Source organism: Kineococcus sp. AC630 (assembly GCF_979255925.1).
This window is the reverse complement of record NZ_CEEDMJ010000003.1, coordinates 1-21,694: the sequence shown is the minus strand read 5'-3', so window position 1 is coordinate 21,694 and position 21,694 is coordinate 1. Positions and strand designations below refer to the sequence as shown.

The following is a 21,694-nucleotide window of genomic DNA, read 5'->3' as shown; positions in this document are numbered from 1 at the left end:
GCGCGAACGGCGGCGCGAGCGACGAGGCGGCGCTCGACGCGTTCCGCAAGGACGTCGGCACCTTCGTGCGTCTCCACGACGTCATGAGCCAGATCGTTGACTACGGCGACGTCGCCCTGGAGAAGCAGTCCCTGTTCCTGCGCCAGCTCGAACGGCTCATCCGGAAGCAGGACCCCGCCGCCGACGTCCACCTCGGTGACGTCACGCTCGTCCAGATCAAGCAGATCGACCACGAACCCACGACTGTCCCTGGGGAGGAGAAAGGTCGGTCCGGACTCACCGCGGCCGGGTCCGGGGCCGCGAAGGACCCGACGATGGTCGCGCTGCACGAGGTCATCGACCGGATCGACGACCTCTTCGGCGACGGGGACTTCACCCCCGGGCAGGAGGAGTCCTTCGTCGAGGGAGCCATGACGGTGCTCTGGGAGAACGACGTCCTGCGCACGCAGGCCGCCGCCAACACCACGACCCAGTTCGCGGAGAGTCCCGACTCGAAGGACGAGTTCCTCTCCTCGGTGTCCGACGACCAGGGCGCCCGCGCCAAGATCGTCCTCTTCTTCTTCAGCGACTCTTCCCAGGCCGACGTGGTCATCGGCGCGTTCGCCAAGGCCTTCCACGCCGCGGTCCGGGACCTGCAGAAGACTGGGTGAGCCGGCGTCTCGGTCAGTCCTCCACCAGGCGGGAGGCGATCGAGTAGAGGTTCTCCCCGTCGTATGACCAGGCGTCCGCGGCGGAGAAGGTGGGGGTGGGAACCCCGGCGAGCTCGAAGATCAGGTTCCTCAGCGCGGAGGGGGTCCACGTCGCATCCGGTTCGACGGCCCACCGCAGCGGTCGCGTGGGGTCCGTCACCCAGGTCACGTCGAGACGCACAGGGTCGGCGTCGAGCCAGTCCCGGACGGTGGCGACCACCTCGGGCTTGGCGAGTCCATCGAGGTTCAAGGTGAGCCGGTCACCGTCGGGGATGGCGCGGGCCTCCGCGATGAGCGTCACGGACTTCGCCCGCCGCTTGTTGACGACGAGCTGTTCCCGGACCTCGGCGGTGCTGCTGCTCAGGAAGGGGCGCAGACGGCGGTCGGTCAGGTCGTCCACCGGGAAGAGGCGCTGAAAGCTGGCCAGGATTGCGTCGTCGTCCCGGAACAACCGGTACTCGTGGCACTCGATGACGAGGTCCGGGGCGACACCCGCCAGCCACTGCACGGTGGTCAGCACCTGCGCGGGGAAGGCCTCGGCGACGAGCAGGAGCCGCGGCAGACGCAGCAGGTCGTCGGTCCACTCCGACTCGACGTGCCGGGTCAGGGCGTCGAGCGCCTCCTCCTCGGACAGGGACTCGTTGTACTGCCGCGACCTCCAGTCGGCGTGCACCCGTGCGAGGAGCTGCCGGTCGAAGCCCGCCGCGAGAGCGGCGTAGGTGATCGCCTGAAGGTGCACCAGGCGGTCGCCGGCCCGTTTCAGCTCGATGACGACGAGCTCACCGCTCGTGGACAGGGCCAAGACGTCCGGTCGCTCGCGGGCGGAGTCGGAGGTCGACGCCCAGGAGGCGAACTGGGTCGTCACCACCTTCAGATCGGCGCCGAGGACCTCGGGGTGGTCCTTGATCCAGGTTTCGAGGTGCTGCGTCTCGGTGAGGGACTCACCGGTCATGGTCGTGGACTGCAGCACGGAGGAGGCGGCGCCGTCGAGGCGGAGGAGGTGAGCCACAGTGACAGCTTGACCACCTGGGACGGAGTCCCGCAACCAGTCCATCCACCGGTCCAGGGGCCTCCCGGACCGTCCGACCGGACGACGGGCGGTGGCTGTCGGGCGCGGCGGTTAGGCTCGGGCCCGTGGTGAGCATCCCAGGCCTGAAGTCCCGCACGGTCGCCCAGGACGAGGCAACCAGTCGTTCGACCCGCCGTCTCACCGGCTGGGGCCGGACCGCGCCGACGACGGCCACCGTCCTGCACACCCAGGACCTCGACGTCATCGCGGAAGCCGTGCGCACCGCCGGTCCCCGCGGCGTCATCGCCCGGGGCCTCGGCCGCTCCTACGGCGACTCGGCGCAGAACGCGGGGGGTCTCGTCGTCGACATGACCGCGTTGGACCGCATCCACGACATCGACGTGGACGCCGCGACCGCCGACGTCGACGCCGGCTGCTCCCTGGACAAGCTGCTGCGCGCCGTCGTGCCGCACGGCCTGTGGGTGCCGGTCCTGCCGGGGACCCGCCAGGTGACCGTCGGCGGCGCGATCGGCGCCGACATCCACGGCGGCAACCACCACACCCAGGGCACCTTCACCCGCCACGTGCTGTCGCTGGACCTGCTGACGGCGGACGGGCAGGTACGCACCCTCACCCCCGACGGCCCGGACCGCGACCTGTTCCTGGCCACCACGGGCGGCATGGGCCTGACCGGCATCGTGCTGCGCGCGAAGATCCGCCTGGACCGCGTCGAGACGTCGTACTTCATCGCCGACGTCGAGCAGACCCCCGACTTCGACGACATGCTCGAGCGGCTGCAGAAGAACGACGAGAACTACACGTACTCCAAGACGTGGTTCGACTCCGTCACCACGGGCCCGCACATGGGTCGCGGGTTCCTGCTGCGCGGCTCCTCGGCGAAGCTGTCCGACCTGCCCCCGGAACTGCGCAAGGACCCGCTGAAGTTCGACGCCCCGCAGCTCGCGAGCTTCCCCGACCTCTTCCCCTCGGGGATGCTCAACCGGCTGTCCGCGAAGGCCCTGAACGAGTTCTACTACCGGAAGTCGAAGACCAAGTCCGGTGTGGTGCAGAACATCACGCAGTTCTACCACCTGCTCGACCTGTTCGCGGACTGGAACCGGGCCTACGGCCCGAACGGCTTCCTGCAGTACCAGTTCGTCGTGCCCCTGGACCGGACCGACGTCCTGAAGGCCAGCATGGAGGCCATCGTCGAGTCCGGTCACATCTCGGCGCTGAACGTCCTCAAGCGCTTCGGGGACGCCAACGACGCCCCGCTGTCCTTCCCGACCCGCGGCTGGACCCTCGCCGTGGACCTGCCCGTCCGGAAGGGTCTGGACCAGCTGTGCGACCTGCTCGACGAGATGGTCCTCGACGCCGGTGGCCGTCTCTACCTGGCCAAGGACTCCCGCACCACGGCCGACCGCTTCGCGCGCATGTACCCGGAGCTGCCGGCCTGGCGGACGGTCCGTGACCAGGTCGACCCGGAGCGGAAGTTCTCCTCGGACCAGGCGCGACGTCTGCAGCTCGTCCGCGACTGAGCTCAAGTCGCGGCCGCCCGGTGCCGATCCCTCACGGACGGGTCGCGACAGGACCCGGTGAGTCGAAGGACGGGTGGTGTGGGCGTGGCGGTGCGCGACGTCTCGCTCGACCCCGTGCAGCAGTTGCGCCGCGAGCTCGACGAGCTCGACGACCTGGTGGGCATGGACCCCGCGGAGGGCGCCCGGGTGGCCCGCTCCCTCGCCGGGCGGGCCTGGGACCTGGGCGCGCGCGGGGCCCTGGCCTGTGCCCGCGTCTGGGAGGCCGAGGCCCTGCAGCGCGACGGTGACGGCGCGGCCGCGGCGGCCGCCGTCGCCGCGGTGCGGCGCGAGCACCCCGACCTCACGAGCGAGCTCCGGGTGCGGGCCAGCTGGGTCCTCGCCCGGTCCTTCACCGACATCGGCGACCGGCCGACGGCGCTCGAGCACGCCCTGGACGCGGCGGCGGCCTTCGACGACGACGTCCCGCAGCGCGTCCGGACGCGGGTCCTCATCAAGGTCGCGGACCTCCTGGACGAACTCGGAGCGCACGAGGACTCCCGGTCCTGGTACCGCCGCGCCGAGGAACTCGCCCTCGGTGACGCACAGCTCCACCTGCTGGTCGTGAACAACCGCGCCTACTGCGAACTCGAACGCGGTGACGTCACGGCCGCCCGACGGGAACTCGCCCTGCTCCAGGAGCTCAGCCGGCGCTACGACCGCCCGTTGAACGCGAACACCCTCGACACCGTCGCGCGCATCCACCTGCTCTGCGGGGACGCGACCACGGCCCAGGAGGTCGCCCGGGCCGCGGTCCGGACGAGCTCCGCGATGGAGATCAAGAACGCCGACGACCTCCCCGTCTACCTGCTCACCCTCGCGGTCGCCCAGCGGGTCCTCGGGGACGCCACCGCGGCCTCGGCGACCCTCCAGGAGGCCCGGGCCGCCTGCACCGGGGTGGGGTTCGCCGACGTCCGCACCCAGATCCTGGAGGAACAGGCCGAGGTGTTCGCCGCCCTCGGCGACCTGCGGGCGGCCTTCGAGACCCACAAGGCCTTCCACGCGGCCGACAAGGAGTTGCTGTCGGAGCAGCGCGAGGCGCAGGCCCGGGCCCGGCAGGCGATGTTCGAGACCGACGTCGCCCGGGAGGAGGCCGCCCGCTACCGCGAGGAGGCCCGGCGCGATCCGCTGACGGGGCTGGGCAACCGGCTCTTCGTCGACGAACGGCTCCCGGAACTCATCACGGCGTTCCAGGTGGGCGGACGGCTCGTGAGCGCGGTCCTGCTCGACCTCGACCACTTCAAGACGGTCAACGACACGTTCTCCCACGAGGTGGGGGACCAGGTCCTCTGCATCTTCGCCGGCATCCTGGCCGACGCCGTGGTGCGGTTCCCGGACTCCTTCGCGGCGCGCCTGGGGGGCGAGGAGTTCGTGCTCGTCCTGGCGAGCGACGACGAGGGGTACGCCGCCCGTGCGGCCGAGTGGGTCCGGCGGACGGTCGCGGGGCACGACTGGTCCGCGGTCACCCCCCGGCGGGGCATCACCGTCAGCGCCGGGGTCGCCACCCTGGATCCCGCGGGGGACAAGGCGTCGCTGCTGTCCGCGGCCGACGCGCGCCTCTACGCCGCGAAGGCGGCGGGGCGCAACTGCGTCGTGACCCGCTAGGCGGTGAGGTCCGGCGGGTGCCCTCGCGTCACGCGATCGGGACCGCGGAACCCGTGACGACGATGCCGCCCCGTGCGGGGACGTCGACCGTGAGGACGCCGGGACGGCCCACGTGCCGGCCCTGCAGGATGGTCACCCGGGCCGGTGGGTCCACCAGGCGCAGTTCGCGCAGGTAGCCCCCGAACGCGGCCGCGGCGGAACCGGTCGCCGGGTCCTCGGTGATGTCCCCGACGGGGAAGAGGTTCCGGGCCTCGAACACCCCGGGTTCGCGGCGGTGCAGGACGCTGACGGTGGCCGGCCAGCCGTGTGCGTCCAGCACCCGCCGGGCCCGCACGGGGTCGAACCGGAACCCGTCGAACGTCGGACCGTCCCGCAGCACCAGGACCGGGTGCGGGTTCCCGGCGGCCGCGAGGCGCGGCGGGTGGTCCGCGTCGAGGTCCGCCTGCCGCAGCCCCAGCAGGTCGAGGACCTCGCTGAGCGTCGCGTCCGGCAGTTCCTCGACCGCGGGTTCGACGCTGGTGAACGACGCGGTGGCCACGCCGCCGGTGAGGTCCGTCTCCAGGGCCACGAGCCCGACCGGGGTCTGGAAGGTGAAGGGCCCCGCCCCGTGGCGTTCGGCGAGGGCGACGGCCGTCGCCACGGTCGCGTGTCCGCAGAAGGGGACCTCCGCGTGCGGGGAGAAGTAGCGCAGCCCGAACCGCCGTTCCGCACCGTGCGCGGTGTCGACGACGAAGGCGGTCTCGGCGTAGCCCACGTCCGCGGCGACGGCGAGCATCTCCCCGGCGGTCGCGTCGACGGCGTCGAGGACGATCCCCGCGGGGTTCCCCCCGGCCGGGTCCGTGGTGAAGGCGGCGTAACGCAGGACGTCCACGTCGCGGACTCTACGACGTGGACGTCCTGCGGTGGGAGCGGCTCAGCCCTTGAGCGCTCCGGCCGCGATGTTGGCGATGAAGTGCCGCGAGCCGATGAGGAAGATCCCGATGAGGGGGACGACGCTGACCACGGCGCCGGCCATGATCATCCCGTAGTCGGTCGTGTAGACCGAGTTCAACTGGGCCAGCGCCGTCTGCAGGGTCTGCCGTTGCGGGTTCACCAGGACGACCAGCGGCCAGACGTAGTCGTTCCAGGCCGTCACGAAGGTGAAGATCCCGAGGAACGCGAGACCACCGCGCAGCATCGGGATGGCGACCGACCACCAGGTGCGGAAGAACCCGGCACCGTCGAGGGTCGCCGCCTCGACGAGCTCGTCCGGGATCGAGGCGGTGGCGAACTGGCGCAGCAGGAAGATCCCGAAGGCGTTGGCGATGCCGGGGACGATGAGGGCCTGGAGGTCACCGACCCAGCCGAGCTTCGACATCAGGATGAAGCTCGGGACGAGGGAGAGGTTGCCCGGGACGAGGAAGGTCGCCAGCAGGACCGTGAAGAGCACGTTGCGACCGGGGAAGCGGAACTTCGCGAAGGCGAACGCGGCGAGGGAGTCGAAGAGCACGACGAGGACCGCGAGCGACCCGGAGACGACGAACGAGTTCAGCAGCGAGCTCGGCAGGTCCACGCTCGTGACGACGTTGCGCAGGTTCTCCAGCAGGTGCGTGCTGGGGATGAGTCGGGGCGGGTACCCGAAGATCTGCGCCGTGGTGCTGGTCGACATGACGAGCAGCCAGTAGAACGGGAACAGGGCGAAGACGACCCCGATGATGATGCAGCCGTGGGTGACGACGCGGCCCAGGAACCACTGACGGCTACGACGCGGTTTCTGGACGACGAGGGTGTCGCCGTGGCGACCACGCCCGCGCGTGGAGCCGGACCGGACCAGTTCGGGTGCGCTCATCGTCCCGCCTTCCTCGTGCGCTTGGGGGCGGGGATGGTGTCCCGGTCCCGCAGCAGTCGCCAGTTGATGATCGCGAACACGGCCGCGAGGATGAACAGCGCCCACGCGATGGCCGACCCGTAGCCGAAGTCGAGCTGGGAGAACGCCTGGTTGTACTGGTAGAGGACGATCGTCATGCCGGCCTCGTTGACCCCGCCGACGGTGCCGTTGCCGTTGGCCGCGCCGAAGAGGATCTGCGGTTCGGTGAACAGTCCCAGCCCGCCGATGGTCGAGGTGATGACGGTGAAGAGGATGACCGGTCGCAGCATCGGGATCGTCACCGAGAAGAACGTGCGCCAGAACCCGGCGCCGTCGACCTTCGCGGCGTCGTAGAGGTCGCTGGGGACGGCCTGCAGCGCAGCCAGGTAGAGGATCGCGTTGTACCCGGTCCAGCGCCAGATGACGAGCATCGCCAGCGTCACCTTGATGCCCCACCCGGTGGACAACCACGCCACCGTCGGCAGGCCCAGGGCCGTGAGGGCCGAGTTGACGATCCCGAAGCTGTCGGAGAACACCGACCCGAAGACGATCGCCATGGCGACCATGCTCGTGACGTTGGGGACGAAGAACGCGACCCGGTAGAAGCCCTTGAGGCGGATGTTCTGGTGCAGCAGGAACGCCATCACCAGCGCGATGAACAGCATCGGGACGGTGGAGATGACCCAGATGATCAGGGTGTTCCCCACCGCGTTCCAGAACCGGGTGTCGTGGATCAGGTAGTTGTACTGCTGGAGGCCGACGAACTTGATCTGGCTGATCCCGTCCCAGTCGGTGAACGACAGGTAGATCGAGAACAGGATCGGCAGCAGGCCGAAGACCAGGAAGATCACGTAGAACGGGGTGATCGCGAGGTACTGCGGCCACCAGGAGCGCAGCCCGCGACGGGCGACGGTGACGCCGTCGGGACGGTTCCGGGAACCGGTCGACGTGCCGGTCGGCAGGGTGACGGCCATCAGAGGACACCTCGCTTCTTGAGCAGCTTGTCGATGGCGGCCACGGCGTCGCCCCAGGCGTCGTCGGGGTTCTTCCCGGCGGACTCGACCACGCGCAGCTGGTCGGTGAAGGACGTCGTGAGGTTCTCGTAGGTGCTGATGAACGTGGTCGGCACCTTCTGGGCGGCGGTGCTGAAGAACTCCAGCGGGTCCTGGTCGCCGTAGAAACCACCGGCGTCCGCCATGGTCCCCAGGTCGAACGCCGCGGGCGCGGAGGGGAACAGCTGGATCTCGTTGTAGGACTGCGCCTGGTTCTCCGGGGTCGTCAGCCAGCGGGCGAAGTCGAGGGCGGCCGCGGGGTCCTTGCAGGACTTGGGGACGGCCAGGAAGGACCCACCGCTGTTGCCGGGGTCGCCGGGTTGCTGCGCGATGCGCCAGTTCCCCGAGGTCTGCGGAGCGGTGTCGGTGAGGACCTTCATCCACCAGGCGCCCTCGATGTTCGCGCCGAGCTTGCCGCTGTTCCAGGCGGCGTTCTGCTCGGTGTCCAGCTGCAGGTTGCGCGTCACCTTCGCGGCGATGGCGGCGACGGCGGTGTCCCACGCCTTCCTGATCGCGGAGTCGGAGGAGTGGAAGAGGGGTTTGTCGTCGGAGTCGAAGTACCGCTGCGGTGAGGCGTTGACGTACTGGTTGAAGACCATGACCGCGTTGGTGGCGAGGGCGACGTCGCTGGTCTCCCGCAGTTTCGCCCCGAGCGCGATCCACTCCTCCCAGGTCCGGACCGCCGCACTCACGTCGGCCGGTTCCGAGGGCAGCCCGGCGGCGGCGAAGAGGTCGGCCCGGTAGAAGAACCCGGTCGGGCCGGTGTCCATCGGGAAGAAGAGGAAGCGGCCCGAGGGGGTGCGGCCGAGGTTCCACTTCCAGTCGTAGTAGTCGTCCTTGTAGTCCTGGGCCCCGTAGTCGTCGAGGTTGAAGAACTGGTCCTCGCTGGGGAAGTACAGCGCGGCGTTGGAGTTCACGGCCGTGAGGTCCGGGATGTAGGCCTGGGCGGCGAAGCTGGTCCGCAGCTTGGTGTCGAAGGCCCCGCCCAGGACGTCGGCGCGCAGCTTCCGGTCCGTCCCCGGGATCCCCTTCGCCGCCGTCGCGAGGAGGGTGGGGGAGATCGAGCGGTTCCAGTACCAGAGCACCAGTTCGTTCGGGTTGCTGGAGATCGAGGTTCCCGACCCGCACCCCGCGAGGGATGCGGTCAGCGGGACCCCCGCAGCGGCGGCCAGGCCGCCCTGCAGCACGCGGCGTCGGGACAACCCCGGGCCGCTGTGCCGTCCGGGAACCGCGCCCGGAGCGGATGACGACAACGACAATCCAACCAGCCCACTCTCTTCGTCGAGACCTTCGGCCGTGAACTCCATGGACGCTGTCGTGAGCGCTCACGGAGTGATAGGACGGTGCCACCGCGGGTGGTGACTGTCAAGGCACGCGATGATGCGTACCGGACATCCGGGACCGGACTGGGGAGTTTCTGTGAGCGCTGGACAGGACGAACGCGTCGTGCGGCGTGCCCGGCGGACCTCGGCGACGATCGAGGACGTCGCGCAGGCGGCGGGGGTGTCGCGTCAGACCGTCACCCGGGCCATGAACGCCATGGACGGGATCAGCCAGGTCACCAAGGCCCGCGTCCTGGCGGCCGCCAAGGAACTGCACTACCGGCCGTCGCGGTTCGGGCGCGGTCTGGCCCGGGCCACCCACGACACGCTCGGTCTCGTCGTCTCCGACCTGACCAACCCCTACTACCCCGAGTTCGCCGCAGCGACCGTCCGCTACGCGGGGGAGCTGGGCTGGAACGTCGTGCTCGTCGACACCGTCCACGCCACGGACCGGGACCGCGTCCTGCGGGACCTGGCCAGCCAGGTCGACGCCGTCCTCGGCTACCTGGGGGACAGCGACGTGTGGGTCGACGCCCTGGCCGGGATGACCGTCGTCAGCATCGACCCCCCGGCAGCGGGGTTGCTGTCCACCACCAGTGGTGTCTCGCTCGACCCGCGGCCGGCGCTGCGGGAGGCCGCGGCCCACCTCGCCGCGGTCGGCGTCCGCGACGTCGCCGTCGTCGACGGTGACCGCGAGCGCGAGGTCAGCACCCGCGCCGCGATCATCGCCTCCGCGTTGCGGGCCGAGGGGATGGACGTGCGGTTCGTCTTCGCCGGGGCCCAGGACGTGGAGGCCGGCCGGTGGGCGGCGCGTGAGCTCATCGCCGGGGGGTTGCCCGACGCGGTGTTCGCGTGGAACGACATCCTCGCCGTCGGTGCGCTGGCGACGTTCACCGAGCAGGGCATCTCGGTGCCGGACGAGGTCCGGGTCGTGGGGATCGACGGGTTGTCCCTGGGCACGTTCATGACCCCCCAGCTCACGACGCTCGCCGTCGACATGGCCGAGGTCGCGCGGCACGCCGTCGACCTCGCCGTCGCCGCCCTCGATCCCCACCACCCCGCGGAACCCGAGGTCCGCTGGGTCGAGCACGTCTTCACCCCGCGCGGATCCGCCTGATCAGCGGCGGGACTGCCCGCCGCGGTACTTCTCCCACGGGTCGTAGTCGACCTCGAGCTCGGCCTGTTCCGGACGGTCCGCCTCGGGGACGTGCTGCAGGTTCACCCGGATCCGGTACCAGAGCGAACTGCTGCCGCGCATCCCGTCGAGCAGGACGTCGGACTCGGTGAGCATCGGCACGACGTCGGGGTGCCTGGCCTTCCACGCCTCCAGCCCGGCGAGGGCCTCGGGTCTCGTCCGCGCGCGGGCGATCTCGACGAGCGGCATGGTCTTCGTCCGGGACCCCGTGCCCTTGGGGGCCTTCTCCGCCGGACCCAGCCGGTCGGCGAGGTCGAGCAGCCCCTCCAGCGAACCCCCGGCCCCGTCCATGCCGGCCCACGGATCACCGCCGAGGTCCGCGACGCGCCGCGGCACGGTGAGGACGGTGTGGTCCTCGGGGCGCACGTCGCGCACCTCGTCCCAGGTCAGCGGGGTCGACACCCGGCCGTCGGGGAGGGCGCGGACGGAGTAGGCCGAGGCGACCGTTCGGTCCTTGGCGTTCTGGTTGAAGTCGACGAAGACGCCCTCACCGCGTTCCTCCTTCCACCACCGGCTCGTCGCCAACCCGCCGGCCCGGTTCTCGACCTCGCGGGCCACGGTCTCGGCCGCGAGCCGCACCTGCGGGTAGGACCACACGGGATCGATCGGGGCGTAGACGTGGAAACCCCGGGACCCCGACGTCTTGGGCCACGCGGTCAACCCGTGGTCGGCCAGCACCTCGCGCGCGACGAACGCGACGTCGACGATCTGGTGCCAGTCCACGCCGGGCATCGGGTCGAGGTCGATGCGCAGTTCCACCGGGTGGTCGAGGTCCTCGGCGAGCACGGGGTGCGGGTTGAGGTCCAGACAACCGAGGTTGACGACCCAGGTCAGGGAGGCCTCGTCCCGCACGACCGTCTCGGCTGCGGAGGTCCCCCGCGCGTAGTGCAGTTCCGCGACTTCGATCCAGTCGGGGCGTTTCTCCGGAGCCCGCTTCTGGAACACCGCCTCGGCCTCGATGCCCTTCACGAACCGCTTGAGGACCATCGGCCGTCCGCGCACGCCCCGCAGCGCGCCGTCGGCGACGGAGAGGTAGTAGCGGATCAGGTCGAGCTTCGTCGTCCCGGTCTGCGGGAAGACCACCTTGTCCGGGTTCGTGACCGTGACCTCGCGGCCGGCGAGTTCGAGGACGATCTGCGGGGACGCCACGTTCCGACCCTAGTGTCCGTGGCATCGTGAGGACAGGCAGCAGGGGGCGGAGGAGGCAGACCGTGAGCACCACCACGTACGTCGTCCACGGCGACGCGCTGGACCCGTGGATCGCCGAACGCCGCCGTCTTCGGCCTGGACACACGCGACGAGGTCTGGAACGGGATCTACCACGTGGTACCGCACGCTCGCGCCTCCCACGGCGCGTTGTCCCACCGCCTCGGTGCGCGTCTCCACGACCGCGCTGAGGCCCGGGGATTGGTCACGCTGGGCGAGTTCAACCTGGGGACCGAAGGTGACTACCGCATTCCGGACATGGGGTGGATCGCGACCGGGCTCTCCGCCGATCAGCTGGGCTTGTACGTCCCCACCGTCGACGTCGTCGTCGTGGTGGTCTCTCCAGGCGATGACACTGAGGAGAAGGTTCCCTGGTACCTGGGTCGCGCCGTTCGCGAGGTCTGGCAGATCACCCCGGCCGCCGAGACGGTCGAGGTCGTCGGTAGCGGTGGTCCCCGCCCGAGGAGCGACGTCTTCGACCTGAGCGCCGCCGACATCAGGAGTCTGCTGGGCTGGGCCTGATCCTCAGATCGGGTTGATCAGGCGTTGCAGGAACCGGCGGGTGCGGTCCTCGCGGGGGTTCTCCAGGACCGCGGACGGGGGGCCCTGTTCGACGATGACGCCACCGTCGAGGAACAGCACCTGGTCGGCCACCTGGGACGCGAACCGCATCTCGTGGGTGACGACGACCATCGTCCAGCCCTCACCGGCCAGGTCCTTCATGACGGCCAGCACCTCCCCGACGAGTTCCGGGTCGAGTGCGGACGTGGGTTCGTCGAAGAGCACGACCTGCGGCCGGATCGCCAGCGCCCGGGCGATCCCGACGCGCTGCTGCTGACCACCCGACAACTGGTACGGGTGCTGATCGGCCTTCTCGGACAGGCCGACCCGTTCCAGCAGGGCGAGACCCTCGGCCCGGGCCTCCTCCGGCGGGCGACGCTGCACCAGGACCGGGCCCTCGATGACGTTCTGCAGCACCGACAGGTGCGGGAACAGGTTGTGGCTCTGGAAGACCATGCCGCTCTGGGCCCGCAACCGCGTGGTGGCCCGCTGCAACGCCCGCCCGCGCAGCGCGGGGGAGAACTCCACGCTGACGTCGCCGATGCGCACGGTCCCCGCGTCGGGCACCTCGAGCGCGTTGAGGGAACGCAGCACGGTGGTCTTGCCCGAACCCGAGGGCCCGATGAGGACGGTCACGGAACCCGGGGCGACGTGGGCGTCGATCCCGCGCAGCACGTGGTGGTCGCCGAAGGACTTGTGCAGTCCGCGAACTTCCAGCAGGTCCACGTTCACCTCGCCACGTAGCGGTTCAGGCGCGTCTCGGCGCGGGTCTGGGCGAACGACAGGACCAGGCAGACGACCCAGTAGTAGAGCGCGGCCAGGCCGTAGAGCGTGAAGAACTCGAAGGTGGGCGCCGCGAGCTCCTGGGCCTTGCGCAGGAGCTCGGTCGCCTGGATCGCCGAGGCCAGCGAGGTGTCCTTGACCAGCGAGATGAGGGTGTTGGACAGCGGCGGCACCGCGACCCGGGTGGCCTGCGGGAGCACGATGCGCCGCATCGTCGTCGGGTAGCTCATGCCGATGGTCAGCGCGGCCTCGGTTTGGCCCCGGGGGACGGAGAGGATCGCGGCGCGGATGACCTCGGAGGCGTAGCCGCCGACGTTGAGGCTGAAGGCGATGACCGCGCTGGGGAACGGGTCGATCGTCAGGCCGAACGACGGCAGCGCGTAGTAGATGAGGAAGAGCTGCAGCAGCAGCGGCGTCCCGCGGATGACCGACACGTAGAAGCGCGCGATCCCCTGCAGGACGCGAACGCTGGACAGCCGCATGAGGGCCACGACCAGCGCGAGCACGAGGCCGATCGGGAAGCTGGCCAGGGTGAGGGGGATCGTCCCCCTGAACAGCCCGCTCGCGAGCGGGACGAGGGAGTCCTTCACCAGGTCCAGGGTGCTCTGGTCCACGTGGTGCCCTCCCTCGTCCCGTCCGGTCTCAGCCGGCGGCCGGGCTGGAGACGTCCTGGCCGAACCACTTCTGCGAGATCGTGGCCAGGGTGCCGTCGGCCTTCAGCTTGGCCAGCGCGTCGCTGACCTGCTGGGCGGTGTCGGCCTCGTCCTTGCGGAAGACGAAGGCCTGCTCGGTCTGGTCGTCGGTCTTCGCGGCGATCTTCACCCCGGTGTCCCCTGAGGTCTTGAGGTAGTCGAGGACGGCGAGCTGGTCGTTGACGGTGACGTCCACCCGGCCCTGCTTGAGCAGGGTCATGGCCTGGGTCAGGCCCTCGACGGCCTCGACCTTCGCACCGGCGTCGGTCGCGGTCTGGGCCCAGTTGCTCGTCGTGGACTGCGCCGAGGTCTTGCCGGAGATGTCGGCCAGCGAGGTCACCGAGGTGTCGTCCGCGCGGGTCACCACGACGCCCGTGGACACCGTGTAGGGGGTGGAGAAGGCGTACTTCGCCTTCCGCGCGTCGGTGATGGACACCTGGTTGGCCACGCCGTCGTAGCGCTTGGCCTCCATGCCGGCGAAGAGGGAGTCGAAGTTGTTCTCCGAGAACTCGACCTTGCGCCCGAGCTGCTTCCCGACGGCCTGGGCGACCTCGACGTCGTAGCCGGTGAGCTGGTTGGTCTTCTCGTCGTGGAAGCTGAACGGGGAGTAGGTGCCCTCCGTGCCGAAGCTCAGCGAGTCGTCGGTGGAGCCCGCGGTGTCGCCGCCTCCGCACGCGGCCAGGAGGCCCGCGAGGGCGAGTGCGCTGATGGTGCCGAGGGTCCTGCGTCGCATGGCTGAGCTGTCCTCCTGAGAACGGGCACCCACCGTGAGCACCCGACGGTGCAGCGACAACCTAGGGGCTGCGCATTCCCGGCGCGCCCCGGACGGCCCTCAGGCGGGGACGGTGGACTGGCGGACGACGAGGCGGGTGGGCATCGTCGTCGAGCCCGGGGAGGTGGTGCCGGCGACGGCGTCGAGCAGCAGTTCGCCCGCACGGCGGCCCAGCGCCTCCAGCCCCAGGTTGACCGTCGTCAGCGGGGGACGGGCGGCCAGGGCGATGACGTCCCAGTCGTCGAAGCCCACGACGGCGACGTCCCCGGGCACCGTCCGGCCCGCGTCGCGCAGGCCGTCGCAGATCCCGCGGGCGATCTGGTCGCTGCCGCAGGTGATGGCGTCGAGCTCCGGGTGCTTGCGCAGCAGCAGGTCCGCGGCGAGGCGACCCCAGCGTTCGCTCCAGTCCCCGTGCAGGGTCGGGCCGACGAGGGCGTCCCCGGCGGTCTCCTCCGCGGCCGCGCGCCGGACCCGGGCCGCGTGGTGGTCCTCGGGACCGGTGACGTGGGCGACGCGGCGTCGTCCGAGGTCGAGGACGTGGCGGACGGCGGCCGCGGCCCCGCCGCTCTGGTCGATGGTCAGCGAGGTGTCCCGGGGGTCCTGGGAGGGGGTGAAGGCGTAGACGACCGGGACGTGACCGGGGATCGCGATGGGGGCCCGGGACTCGGTGCGGCGCCCGGTGACGATGATCCCGTCGACCCGGCGGGCCAGCAGCGTCCGCAGGTAGTGCTGCTCGCGCAGCGGGTCGTCCCGGCTGTCGCAGAGCAGGACGCTCATCTCGCCCGCCCCCAGGGCGTTCTCCGCACCCAGCAGGATGGGGATGGAGAAGCGGCCGAAGCTGTCGGTGGTGATCAGTCCCACGGTGTAGCTGCGTCCGGAGGACAGGCCGCGCCCGAGGGAGTCGGGGGTGAAGCCGAGCTGCTCGGCGGCCCGGCGGACCCGTTCGCGCGTCTCGTCGCGCAGCTGCCCGGTGCCGTTGAGGGCCTTGGACGCCGTCCCTGCGGAGACCCCGGCGAGCGCGGCGACGTCGACGATCCGAGCCGGAACGGTGCTTTCCGTCATCGCTCGCCCTCCGATCCCTGTGAGTCGCAGCAGACTACAGGTCCCTTGACGGCGGCGGGACGGCGTTCTACGGTGACGGCAGAAAACGTGTTCCGGCGTTTCCGAGACTCGATGGAGAGCTGATGACCAGCACGACCGCTGGGCCCGACCTGACCGTGAACAGCACCGCCGGCGCCCCCGCCGCGCCGACGGCCGACGCGGCCGTCGTCCTGCACCCCGTCCCGCTCGGCGCCTCGCGCATCACCAGCGGCTTCTGGTTCGAGCGCCAGGAGGCCAACCGCCGCCAGGCCATCCGCACGGGCTACGAGAAGCTCGAGACGGCCGGCAACCTGCGCAACCTGCGGATCGCCGCGGGGACGGAGCAGGGCGAGGTCAAGGGCCCGATCTTCATGGACTCCGACGTCTACAAGTGGCTCGAGGCCGCCGGCTGGGAGTACGGGCGCGGCGCGGACGAGCAGATCCTCGCCTGGATCCGCGAGGTCAGCGACGTCGTCGCCGCCGCGCAGGCCGAGGACGGCTACCTCGACTCCGTCCAGCAGGTCCGCGGGAAGGGTGAGCGCTACGTCGACCTGCCCTGGAGCCACGAGCACTACTGCGCCGGACACCTCTTCCAGGCCGCCGTCGCCGTCCACCGCGGCACCGGCGAGACCCGCCTGCTCGACGTCGCCGTGAAGCTGGCCGACCACCTCGTCGCCACCTTCGGCGCCGGGAAGACGGAGGAGGTCGACGGTCACCCCGTCGTCGAGATGGGCCTGGTCGAACTCTTCCGCGAGACGGGGAAGCGCGAGTACCTCGACCTCGCCACCTGGTTCGTCGACGCCCGCGGCACGGGGATCATCGAGCGGCTGCACGGCAAGGAACCCACGTACTTCTCCGACCGCGTCCCCGTGCGCGAGCAGACCTCGCCCGAGGGCCACTCGGTCCGCGCCGTGTACTTCACCGCCGGTGCCGCCGACGTGGCGGCCGAGACCTCCGACGCCGGGTTGCTCGCCGCCCTCACGCGGCAGTGGGAGGGCATGCTCGCCTCCAAGGCCTACGTCACCGGTGGCATCGGTTCCCGCTGGGACTGGGAGCAGTTCGGCGACCACCACGAGCTCAGCCCCGACCGCGCCTACGCCGAGACCTGCGCCGCCATCGGCAGCGTCCAGTGGACCTGGCGGATGCTGCTGGCGACGGGGGACTCCCGCTACGCCGACCTCGTCGAACGGACCCTCTACAACGCGTTCCTGCCCGGCGTCTCCCTCGCCGGGACGGAGTACTTCTACGTCAACGCGCTGCAGCTGCGCCACGGCGCGCACGCCGAGGAGGAACGCAGCGCGACCCACGGCCGCCGGGCCTGGTTCGACTGCGCGTGCTGCCCGCCCAACATCATGCGGACGCTGTCCAGCCTGGACGCCTACGTCGCCACCAGTTCGGCCCAGGGCGTGCAGGTCCACCAGTTCACGACCGGCACGATCGAGGCGGCCGGGGCCACGCTGGCCGTGACCACCGACTACCCCTGGGACGGCACCGTCCGCGTCGAGGTCACCGCGACCCCGGGCGAGTTCGAACTCGCCCTGCGCGTGCCGGCCTGGGCCGAGGGGGCCACCGCGATGGTCAACGGTGGCGACGTGGCCGTGACGGCGGGGGAGTACCTGCGCGTCCGTCGCGAGTTCGCCGTCGGCGACGTCGTGGAACTCGTGCTCCCGATGACGGTCCGCGTCGTCGAGGCCGACACCCGCGTCGACGCCGTGCGGGGTTGCGTCGTCGTCGAACGCGGCCCCCTCGTGTACGCCGTCGAGCAGGCCGACCTCCCGGCCGACCTGCCCGCCGACGACCTGCGGGTCCGCGTCTCCGAGCTGCGTGGAGCGGGTTCGGAACACCGTGCCGACCTGCTGGAGGGCGTCACCGTCCTCCAGCTGCCCGTGCACGTGGCCCTCGCCGCGGCGAGCGGCCCGCTCTACCGACCGGCCGGGGACGACCCGGCCCCCGAAGCCGCCGAGGAGACCCTCCTCGTGCCGGCCATCCCGTACTACGCGTGGGCCAACCGTGAACTCGGTGCCATGCGGGTCTGGTTCCCGCGGGCCTGACCCCGTGAACCCTGGAGGAGGTGCGATGGAGCTCCACCGCAGGAACGTGCTCGGACTGGGCGGACTCGCAGCGCTGGCGGCTCTCCTGCCGGCCTGCGCGTCCGCCCTGCCGGAGGCCGACGTGACGGCCGCCGGTTTCGGTGAGAACGCCACCGGGACCGTGCGGTTGTGGTGCCGGGCGGCGACAGTCGTCGGCGTCCGGCAGGTCGTCGACGCGTTCAACGCCTCCCAGGACCGGGTGACCGTCGAGGTCACCCCGGTCCTGGACGGGCAGTACGTCACCAAGCTCGCCACCGCGATCCGCGGTGGCAACGTGCCGGACATCGTGGACATCGACGACATCAACTCGATGTTGTTCATCTACCGCGACTCGTTCACCGACCTGACCCCGCTGGTCCAGCAGCTCGACTTCGCCGACCAGCTCAACCCGGGTCAGCTCCGGTTGGCCGTGCGCGACGACAAGAACTACGGCGTCCCCTACATCGCGGACAACTCGGCGCTGTTCTACAACACCGAGTTGTTCGAGAAGGTCGGACTCGACCCTGCGGAGCAGACCCAGGACCTCGACGGGTTGCTCGAGGCCGCCCGCGCGATCGGCGCGATCGGCGACGGGACCTACGGCTGGTCGATCGACGCCAACGCCGCGGGCATCCTCGGCTTCGTCGTCCAGCCCCACATCTGGGCCGCCGACGCACCGAACATCGTCGGTGAGGTCGGAGCGCAGAAGGGGGCCATCGCGGACAACGACGCGGTCCGGCGGACCTTCGACTTCTACCGGACGATGTGGAAGGAGAAGCTCATGCCGCAGGCCAACTTCTCCGGCGACGGTTCCCGCTGGGGGGCCGACTTCCGCGACGGGAAGGTCGGGCTGATCCCGGCCAACTTCTCTGTCGCCGTCCTGAACGCCGATCCGGAGATGCAGGCCAAGACCGGGGTCGTGCTGCTGCCCGGCCCGGACGGCGGACGGGCGACGTTCGCGGGCGGGGACAACCTCTGCATCCCGCGCGGCGCGCCCAACGCGTCGGGGGCGTGGGAGTTCGCGAAGTTCGCCCTCGACGTCCCGCAGCAGCAGAACCTGCCCGCCGGCGGGTACATCCCGGTGCGTGCCGACGCCGCGACGCCGGAGTACCGGGAGAAGTTCCCGTTGGCCGTCGCCCCGCTCGACGGGATCGCCGGCGCCTACGCGCCGACGACGCTCGCCTACAACCTGCTCTTCAACCAGCAGGACTCTCCCTGGATCGCCGCCTTCCGCCGGGCCGTCTTCGACGACGACCTCGACGGGGCGCTGGCGCAGGGGCAGAAGGACTTCGACCGCATCCTGGAACAGGCCCAATTGTGAGCACGCTGACCAGACCCCCGATCGACCGTCGTCCGAAGTCCCTCACCCACCCGCCCCTGACGGGGGTGCTGCTGACCCTGCCGGCGCTGGCGTTCGTCGTCGTCTTCGTGCTGGTGCCGCTCGTCTTCGCGGTCTACATGTCGTTGACGAACTGGCCGCTGATCGGGTCCTACCACTTCATCGGTCTCGGCAACTACGCCGCCGTGGCCTCGGACCCGGTGTTCTGGAAGTCCGTCGGGTACACCGTCTTGTACACCGCGATCGTCACGATCCCGATCCTCGTGCTGGGGTACGTCCTGGCCGTCGTGGTGCGCAGCAACCGCCGGTTCTCGACGGTGTTCCGCACCGTCTTCTTCATCCCCTACGTCATCGGCCTGACGACCCTGAGCTTCCTCATGGTGCTCGAGGCGCAGCCGAGCTCGGGGGCGGTGAACATCGTCCTCAAGGCCCTCGGGGTCACCGACGGGACGACGGCGTGGCTGGCCGACGGCCCGCTCGCGACGGGCCTGATCTGCGTGATGATCGTGTGGGCCGTCTCCGGTCTCACGATGGTCCTGCTCATGGGCGGGATGCAGGGGATCCCGCGCGACGTCTACGAGTCGGCCGAGATGGACGGCGCGAGCTGGTGGCAGCGGGAACGGGACATCACCGTCCCGATGCTGCGCCGGACCATCGCGATGAGCCTGGTGATCTCGGTCATCGGATCCCTGCTGGCGTTCACCCAGTTCTACATCCTCACCCGGGGTGGCCCGGGGACGGACACCCAGAGCGTCGTCATGTACGTCTACCAGCGCGGGTTCGTCCAGCTGCAGCTCGGCGCGGCGTCGGCGCTGTCGATCGTCCTCGTCGTGGTCATCGGCCTGGTCACCGCGGCCCAGTTCCGCCTGTTGCGAGAGAAGGCCTGACGATGGCGACCCTGACCACGACGAAACCCGGTGGGGAGCTGAAGGTCCGCTCGACCGGTCGGGCTCCGGTGAACGGGCGGGCCGAGACCCGCACGAAGCTCACCCTGTACTGGCTCGGCGGAACCCTCGCGGCCTTGGTGTTCCTCGTGCCGTTGCTGTGGTCGATCCTGCGGTCGTTCCAGAGCAACGACGCGATCGTGTCGGCCACCCCGACGCTGTCCGCCCTGACGCAGTTCACGACCGAGAACTTCAAGGCGCTGTTCACCGGGGACGCCGACATCGTCCGCGCCGTCGCCAACAGCCTGATCGTCTCGGTCTGCACGGCGGTGCTGACCGCGGTCCTGGCCACGCTGGCCGGCTACGGGTTCGGCCGGTTCCACTTCCGTGGCCGCAACGTCCTGTTCGGGTTGATCGTGGTGACGATGATGGTGCCCTTCCAGGCCATCATCACCCCGCTCTACCTGCAGATGAACGCCATGGGTCTCACGGACTCCCGCCTGGGTCTGGTGCTGTTCTACTCGACGGTCAACCTGCCGTTCGGGGTGTTCGTGATGCGGAACGCGTTCGAGAACATCCCGGCCGAGATCGAGGACTCCGCCCGCGTCGACGGCGCCGGGACCATGCGCGCGCTGGTGTCGGTGCTGCGGCCCATGCTCGTCCCCGGGATGGCGACGAGTGCGCTGTTCGCGTTCCTGGCCAGCTGGACGGAGTTCCTCGGCGCCCTGACGTTCCTCACCGACGACAAGCTCTACACGCTGCCGCTGTCGCTGGTGAACCTGCAGGCCGGGGCCTACGGCGCGGTGAACTTCGGGTACCTCGTCGCGGGTGCGGTGGTCGCGATGGTCCCCTGCGTGATCCTCTACGTCGCCCTGCAACGGTTCTACGTCGCCGGTCTCGCCTCGGGGGCGGTCAAGGGCTGAGAGGCGTCAGACCAGGACGGCGAAGGGCGACGGCGAGGGGGCCGTCGCCCGGACGTCGTTCCAGGCGTGCGCGAGCCTGGCCACCGCCTCGCGCAGGGTCTCCGGATCGGCTCCGAACGGCAGCCGCAGGTAGCGCTCGAACGCGCCGTCCACCCCGAAGCGCGGGCCCGCGGTGACGTGCACGCCGTAGCGGCGCGCGGCTACCGCCAACGGTGAGCTGAGCGCCCGGCCGAGGTGCACCCACAACGCCAGGCCACCCGGTACGACGGGGAGTTCCCACTCGGGCAACCGGTCGCCGACCTCCGAGAGGAGGGCGTCGCGGCGGGCCCGGAGTTCGACGCCGCGTGCGGCCAGGACCGCGTCCAGGTCCGGCAGGGCCCGGGCGACCACGAGCTGGTCGAGGACGGGGGTCCCGAGTTCCCACGTGGAGCGGCGTTCGGCGAGGTGGCGGACGGTGGCGGCGTCGGCGCGGATCCAGCCGATCCGCAGGCCGCCCCACAGGGTCTTGGCCGCCGAGCCGACGTGGATCACGTCGGAGGGGAACGGGGGCGGGACCTCCCGGTCGATCGCGAGGTCGTTGGTGGTCTCGTCGACGACGAGCCGGGTCCCGTAGCGGCGGGCGAGTTCGCAGACCCGCCGGCGCTGCGCGGCGGGCATCACCGAGCCGGTGGGGTTGTGGAACCCCGGCATCAGGTACCCGAGCGCGGGCCGGGTGCGGGCGAAGGCCTCCTCGAGCGACTCCTGGTCCCAGCCTCCCGCCGACGTCGCGGTCGTGGGTGCCACGGGGACGGCGACCGGACGACCACCCACGGCGCGGACGGCGTCCAGGGCGTGCGGGTACCCCGGGGACTCGACGAGCACCCGGTCCCCCGGGGAGGTCAGGGCACGGGCCAGCAGGCCGACGGCGTGCTGGGCGCCGAGGGTCACGAGGACCTCGTCCGGTCGCGTCGCCAGACCTCGCGCGGTGTAGCGGAGGGCGAGCTGCGTGCGCAGTTCCGGGAGGCCGACGAGGTCGTAGCCGACCCCGGAGAGGTGCCGGGGCAGGTCCTCGACCGCCTGCCGGGAGAGGTCGAGGACGGTGGGGGCGGCGGGC

At 70.7% G+C, this 21,694-nt stretch carries 20 protein-coding genes; 9 read left to right on the top strand and 11 right to left on the bottom strand.

The genetic code is table 11. The features are described from left to right. Positions 1-83 precede the first annotated feature (83 nt). On the top strand, positions 84-650 hold the full coding sequence (locus AC0I8G_RS03715) for a hypothetical protein (protein ID WP_471728728.1): 567 nt from the start codon (positions 84-86) through the stop codon (positions 648-650). 13 nt (positions 651-663) lie between these two features. Here AC0I8G_RS03715 and AC0I8G_RS03710 read toward each other — a convergent pair whose 3' ends face one another. Then, a complete protein-coding gene (locus AC0I8G_RS03710; protein WP_471728727.1) occupies positions 664-1,698 on the bottom strand; it encodes a DNA-binding protein in 1,035 nt (344 codons plus the stop codon). A gap of 143 nt (positions 1,699-1,841) precedes the next feature. On the opposite strand from AC0I8G_RS03710, the gene AC0I8G_RS03705 reads away from it, so the two are divergent. Together AC0I8G_RS03705 and AC0I8G_RS03700 are read left to right on the top strand one after the other, a co-directional pair. Further along, positions 1,842-3,236 carry an FAD-binding oxidoreductase gene (locus tag AC0I8G_RS03705; RefSeq protein ID WP_471728963.1) on the top strand — a complete coding sequence of 465 codons (1,395 nt, stop codon included), beginning with the start codon at positions 1,842-1,844 and terminating at the stop codon, positions 3,234-3,236. An 84-nt stretch (positions 3,237-3,320) separates the two neighbouring features. Then, the gene (locus AC0I8G_RS03700; protein ID WP_471728726.1) at positions 3,321-4,877 is read left to right on the top strand and encodes a GGDEF domain-containing protein; all 1,557 of its coding nucleotides are present in this window, start codon (positions 3,321-3,323) and stop codon (positions 4,875-4,877) included. Between the two features lie 28 nt (positions 4,878-4,905). On the opposite strand, the gene AC0I8G_RS03695 is transcribed toward AC0I8G_RS03700, so the two are convergent. Genes AC0I8G_RS03695 through AC0I8G_RS03680 form a run of 4 tightly spaced genes read right to left on the bottom strand, consistent with a single transcriptional unit; the run spans position 4,906 to position 8,977 of the window. Beyond that, positions 4,906-5,748 (bottom strand): PhzF family phenazine biosynthesis protein, encoded by an 843-nt coding sequence (locus AC0I8G_RS03695; protein WP_471728725.1) that lies wholly within the window; start codon positions 5,746-5,748, stop codon positions 4,906-4,908. 42 nt (positions 5,749-5,790) lie between these two features. Further along, on the bottom strand, positions 5,791-6,705 hold the full coding sequence (locus tag AC0I8G_RS03690) for a carbohydrate ABC transporter permease (RefSeq protein WP_471728724.1): 915 nt from the start codon (positions 6,703-6,705) through the stop codon (positions 5,791-5,793). Continuing rightward, positions 6,702-7,697, bottom strand: a complete 996-nt coding sequence (locus AC0I8G_RS03685) for a carbohydrate ABC transporter permease (RefSeq protein ID WP_328293227.1) — start codon at positions 7,695-7,697, stop codon at positions 6,702-6,704. The genes AC0I8G_RS03690 and AC0I8G_RS03685 overlap by 4 nt, the downstream gene beginning before the upstream one ends. Then, complete coding sequence (locus tag AC0I8G_RS03680) at positions 7,697-8,977, bottom strand: ABC transporter substrate-binding protein (RefSeq protein WP_471728723.1); 1,281 nt, start codon at positions 8,975-8,977, stop codon at positions 7,697-7,699. The genes AC0I8G_RS03685 and AC0I8G_RS03680 overlap by 1 nt, the downstream gene beginning before the upstream one ends. Positions 8,978-9,194: 217 nt before the next feature. Between AC0I8G_RS03680 and AC0I8G_RS03675 the strand changes: the two genes are divergently transcribed. After that, the gene (locus AC0I8G_RS03675; protein WP_471728722.1) at positions 9,195-10,214 is read left to right on the top strand and encodes a LacI family DNA-binding transcriptional regulator; all 1,020 of its coding nucleotides are present in this window, start codon (positions 9,195-9,197) and stop codon (positions 10,212-10,214) included. On the opposite strand, the gene AC0I8G_RS03670 is transcribed toward AC0I8G_RS03675, so the two are convergent. After that, positions 10,215-11,441, bottom strand: a complete 1,227-nt coding sequence (locus AC0I8G_RS03670) for a DNA polymerase domain-containing protein (RefSeq protein WP_471728721.1) — start codon at positions 11,439-11,441, stop codon at positions 10,215-10,217. Between the two features lie 135 nt (positions 11,442-11,576). Here AC0I8G_RS03670 and AC0I8G_RS03665 point away from each other — a divergent pair, with 135 nt between their 5' ends. After that, positions 11,577-12,020, top strand: coding sequence for a Uma2 family endonuclease (locus tag AC0I8G_RS03665; protein WP_471728962.1), 444 nt, complete (start codon positions 11,577-11,579; stop codon positions 12,018-12,020). Positions 12,021-12,023: 3 nt separating this feature from the next. Here AC0I8G_RS03665 and AC0I8G_RS03660 read toward each other — a convergent pair whose 3' ends face one another. The 4 genes from AC0I8G_RS03660 to AC0I8G_RS03645 all read right to left on the bottom strand — a co-directional run bounded on the left by AC0I8G_RS03660 (position 12,024) and on the right by AC0I8G_RS03645 (position 15,368). Further along, on the bottom strand, positions 12,024-12,791 hold the full coding sequence (locus AC0I8G_RS03660; protein WP_380262780.1) for an amino acid ABC transporter ATP-binding protein: 768 nt from the start codon (positions 12,789-12,791) through the stop codon (positions 12,024-12,026). Then, positions 12,788-13,456 carry an amino acid ABC transporter permease gene (locus AC0I8G_RS03655; protein WP_471728720.1) on the bottom strand — a complete coding sequence of 223 codons (669 nt, stop codon included), beginning with the start codon at positions 13,454-13,456 and terminating at the stop codon, positions 12,788-12,790. Before AC0I8G_RS03655 ends, AC0I8G_RS03660 begins: the two co-directional genes overlap by 4 nt. Before the next feature lie 28 nt (positions 13,457-13,484). Beyond that, positions 13,485-14,267: a transporter substrate-binding domain-containing protein gene (locus tag AC0I8G_RS03650; RefSeq protein WP_471728719.1), complete on the bottom strand. Its 783-nt coding sequence runs from the start codon at positions 14,265-14,267 to the stop codon at positions 13,485-13,487. A 99-nt stretch (positions 14,268-14,366) separates the two neighbouring features. After that, positions 14,367-15,368 carry a LacI family DNA-binding transcriptional regulator gene (locus AC0I8G_RS03645; protein ID WP_471728718.1) on the bottom strand — a complete coding sequence of 334 codons (1,002 nt, stop codon included), beginning with the start codon at positions 15,366-15,368 and terminating at the stop codon, positions 14,367-14,369. Between the two features lie 122 nt (positions 15,369-15,490). On the opposite strand from AC0I8G_RS03645, the gene AC0I8G_RS03640 reads away from it, so the two are divergent. From AC0I8G_RS03640 to AC0I8G_RS03625, 4 genes are read left to right on the top strand one after another with little or no spacing between them, the layout of a single operon-like run. Further along, positions 15,491-17,437: a glycoside hydrolase family 127 protein gene (locus tag AC0I8G_RS03640; RefSeq protein ID WP_471728717.1), complete on the top strand. Its 1,947-nt coding sequence runs from the start codon at positions 15,491-15,493 to the stop codon at positions 17,435-17,437. Between the two features lie 25 nt (positions 17,438-17,462). Continuing rightward, positions 17,463-18,776: an ABC transporter substrate-binding protein gene (locus AC0I8G_RS03635; RefSeq protein ID WP_471728716.1), complete on the top strand. Its 1,314-nt coding sequence runs from the start codon at positions 17,463-17,465 to the stop codon at positions 18,774-18,776. Beyond that, positions 18,773-19,681: a carbohydrate ABC transporter permease gene (locus AC0I8G_RS03630; RefSeq protein WP_380262768.1), complete on the top strand. Its 909-nt coding sequence runs from the start codon at positions 18,773-18,775 to the stop codon at positions 19,679-19,681. The genes AC0I8G_RS03635 and AC0I8G_RS03630 overlap by 4 nt, the downstream gene beginning before the upstream one ends. Before the next feature lie 2 nt (positions 19,682-19,683). Then, on the top strand, positions 19,684-20,601 hold the full coding sequence (locus tag AC0I8G_RS03625; protein ID WP_471728715.1) for a carbohydrate ABC transporter permease: 918 nt from the start codon (positions 19,684-19,686) through the stop codon (positions 20,599-20,601). A gap of 6 nt (positions 20,602-20,607) precedes the next feature. On the opposite strand, the gene AC0I8G_RS03620 is transcribed toward AC0I8G_RS03625, so the two are convergent. Then, positions 20,608-21,694 (bottom strand): aminotransferase-like domain-containing protein (locus AC0I8G_RS03620; RefSeq protein WP_471728714.1); only part of this gene is annotated, 1,087 nt, incomplete at its 5' end.